1 protein-coding gene is annotated in these 1,283 nt (G+C 49.2%); it reads left to right on the plus strand.

The genetic code is table 11. The features are described 5' to 3' along the window. Positions 1-1,283: SLC13 family permease (locus R8O70_RS25490; protein ID WP_318184495.1), on the plus strand; the 1,283-nt coding region annotated here is incomplete at both ends.

Below are 1,283 nucleotides of genomic sequence, written 5' to 3' on the forward strand. Positions count from 1 at the left end.
CACGCGCCTTCTAAGCTACTGATTCCACTTTCTTACGCGGCGATATTTGGCGGCACATTAACGCTTATCGGTACTTCGACCAACCTTATTATTAATAGCTTTGTGGAAGATGCAGGGCTACCGAGTCTGAGCTTTTTTACTCCGACGATGATTGGTTTGGCTGTCTTAGCGGGTGGTCTTTTAATTCTTATTCCGCTGAGCTATTTGCTGCCAAGTTACGATGACCAAAACCAAGAAGACTTACCGTATTTCCTTGAATCTCGTGTTGAACCTGGTTCACCTTTGGTTGGCCGTACCATCAGTGAAAACAATCTGCGTGCGCTGCGTAAGTTGTTTCTTGCAGAGGTGGTTCGTGATGGCGTGACGGTATCGTCAGTTGGCCCCGACTTCGTGCTGAAAGCGAAAGATCGCCCGCTGTTTTGTGGGGATGTCGAAAGTGTGGCGACCTTGCAAGAAATTCCGGGGCTGACGCTATTTGGGCAACAGCATTTGAATGGCCAAAACTTTATTGAAGTGGTGGTCAGCTCCTCTGCAACCTTCTGCCATAAGACCTTGAAAGAAAGCCGCTTCCGCGATCGTTTTGATGCGGTTGTTGTCGCCATTCGTCGTGGGCATGAGCGCTTGGAAGGTGGATTGGGCAGTATTACCTTAGCTCCGGGCGATACTTTAGTGTTGGTGCCGGGCAAGCGTTTTGAGTCTGAGCGTCGAGCGCACCGTAAAGAATTTGTGTTAGTGCACGACTTAGATTCCAGCGCACGTTTGGACTCCAATAAATCGACGATTGTGTTGATTGGTTTTGCTGCGGTTATCGCCTGTGCACTACTTGAACTTGTGCCGATCATTAAAGGGCTCGCGGTATACATCATTGCACTCATTGCGTTTGGCATAGTGCAAATCTCTGAGCTTCGCCGCCGTTTTCCCATTGATATTGTGGTGATTGTGGGCTCTGCGCTCTCTATTGCGCAGCTGATGATTTCATCGGGCTTGTCCGTCAGGATGGGCGAAATGTTTATCGAAGCGTTTAACGGCTGGGGCGTATTTGGTGCGCTGGTGGCCACATACATCATGACCTTGGTGCTGACTGAATTGGTGACCAACAATGCCGCTGCCGCGTTAGCATTTCCGATTGGCTATAGTATGGCTGTCGGGTACGGAGTGGATCCGATGCCATTTATTATGGCGGTATTGTTTGGCGCAAGCGCGAGCTTTATTTCTCCCTACGGGTATCAAACCAACTTGTTGGTTTACAGTGTAGGTAATTACAAATTGACCGACTATGTGCG

The sequence above is a fragment of the Vibrio sp. 779(2023) genome (assembly GCF_033344285.1).
In the GTDB taxonomy this organism is placed as follows: domain Bacteria; phylum Pseudomonadota; class Gammaproteobacteria; order Enterobacterales; family Vibrionaceae; genus Vibrio; species Vibrio alginolyticus.